The 1,904-nt window shown below is 68.2% G+C and carries 2 protein-coding genes and 1 pseudogene; 1 reads left to right on the forward strand and 2 read right to left on the reverse strand.

Annotation, left to right across the window (positions count from 1 at the left end):
* Positions 1-657 (forward strand): annotated as a pseudogene (locus C563_RS0120710) (HNH endonuclease signature motif containing protein); the annotation flags it as partial.
* A gap of 12 nt (positions 658-669) precedes the next feature.
* Here C563_RS0120710 and C563_RS0120715 read toward each other — a convergent pair.
* The gene (locus C563_RS0120715; RefSeq protein WP_051083616.1) at positions 670-1,407 is read right to left on the reverse strand and encodes a nucleotidyltransferase family protein; all 738 of its coding nucleotides are present in this window, start codon (positions 1,405-1,407) and stop codon (positions 670-672) included.
* A 76-nt stretch (positions 1,408-1,483) separates the two neighbouring features.
* The coding region (locus tag C563_RS0120720; protein WP_026265219.1) for a transketolase-like TK C-terminal-containing protein at positions 1,484-1,904 on the reverse strand (421 nt) is incomplete at its 5' end.

Here is a 1,904-nt window from a genome sequence, read left to right on the forward strand (position 1 = left end):
AACGCGGGGCCAGGCGAAGGTTGCACCAGCCCCGATGACCTCGAGAGGCCTGCCGATGTCCCGCCTGATGCGGTCCGGGCGCAGGTGTTGGTGACGGTGCCGGTGTTTTCGCTGCTGGGGTTGACGGATGAGGCGGCGGTACTGGATGGCTATGGGCCGATTCCGCCGTCGATGGCGCGCCGGTTGGTCGCTGAGGGGGCGGGCTCGTTTTACCGGGTGCTCGTGGACCCGCGGGACGGGGCACCGTTGGAGATCGGCAGGGCCAGTTACCGGGTGGGCAAGGCGATGCGGAACTGGCTCCGGCTCCGGGACGGTAAGTGCCCGTTCCCCGGCTGCAGCAACAGCTCACTGGACACGGAGGCCGATCACATCCTGGCCTGGGCTGATGGTGGGACCACCGGAGTCAGCAACTTGGGACAGCCCTGCCCGAAACACCACCGGCTCCGGCATACCACCGGTTGGAAACCCACCCCGGCCAGCAAGACCGAACCACCGGGCTGGACCTCACCGGCCGGCCGCCAGTACCCTAGCGAACACCAGGACTGGGAACCCACAAAGTGGCCCCATGGATGCCTTGGGGGTGCCGCAGACATTGTCCGCCACCGCGGATCTCCTTGGGAGGATGCCTTGGAGGGGTTCCTGAGCGCCCATTCCTGAGTACCTGGGTGTTTACCGGAGAAGGCGGAGCTGGTCCGGGGTGTCGATATCCTCGCCGCTGGACTGGTCACTGCAATCCACTTCATCTACGAGTTCCGGATGGGTACGGAGGAAGATGCGCGCGCCGGCGTCACCGGTCACCGTTGCGGCCACCGAGGCCCGCAGCGACCCGTCGATGAGCAGTGGATGCCCGCGGCGCAGTTCCCATGACTGCCCTCCGTTGCCGCAGTGGCCGGCACTGCCATCCGGGCTGTGGGTGTCCGGCGAGCCGCCGAGCGGGCTGCCGGCGTCCGGAAGGCCACTGAGCTGGCCGCCGTCGGACTCAGGACCGCGGTAGGCTGCAGCCGTGATCCGACCCGGACGGTGGGCGGCCAACAGCCGCCGTACGATCTCAGGGGTCAGCCCTGGCTGGTCCACGAGGGCAATGAGCAGGTGGTCTTCAGGATCCGCGGTGTTGTTACCCAGCAAGAACGAGCTGCCCATGCCGGACTGCCATTCCGGATTGACCACCACGCGGCAGCAAGCGAGGGCGGCGGCAGCCTGCACCGCGGATGCTCCTGCGCCAGCGACAACTACCACCTCCCGGCAGCCGCCCTCAAGCAGCTTGCCGGCGAGCACCTCCACCAGGGGCCGCCCCCGGTATGGAAGCAGGGCCTTTGGGCCCAGCCCCAGGCGGGTGCCCGCCCCCGCGGCAAGCAACACCCCCGTCACCCGCACGCCCGGCCCTCCGGATTCCTCACTGTTCTCCATAGCTGCACCCTAGCCAACGCCAAAGCAGTCGGGGCAGCTTCCCCCGGAAACTGCCCCGACTGCCGCCGACGTGGACTTAGGCGTCCCCGCCAGCCCCGCCGGTAGTGCCGGCGTTGACGTCCAGGAGCTTGTACCGGTCCATGGCGTATGACGGGGCGCCCTCTTCAACCTCCCCACGTGCCGCGAGCATCTGCAGCGCTTTGACCACGATGGAGTGGGTGTCGTTTTTGAAGTAGCGGCGGGCTGCTGCGCGGGTGTCGGAGAAGCCGAAGCCGTCGGCGCCGAGGGTGGCGAATTCGTTGGGGACGAATTGCCGGATCTGGTCGGGGACGGCTTTCATGTAGTCGGTGACGGCGACGATGGGGCCGGTGGCGCCTTCGAGTTGCTGGGTGACGAACGGGGTGCGGGCGGGTTGGCCGGGGTTGAGGAAGGCTTCTTCTTCGGCGGCGAGGCCGTCGCGGCGCAGTTCGTTCCAGGAGGTGACGGACCAGACGTCG

Source organism: Arthrobacter sp. 135MFCol5.1 (assembly GCF_000374865.1).
Taxonomy (GTDB): Bacteria; Actinomycetota; Actinomycetes; order Actinomycetales; family Micrococcaceae; genus Arthrobacter.

Bases quoted from the DNA above. Each gene is read 5' to 3' on its own strand.
- C563_RS0120715 (WP_051083616.1), bottom strand. From the start codon at position 1,407: ATGGAGAACAGTGAGGAATCCGGAGGGCCGGGCGTGCGGGTGACGGGG.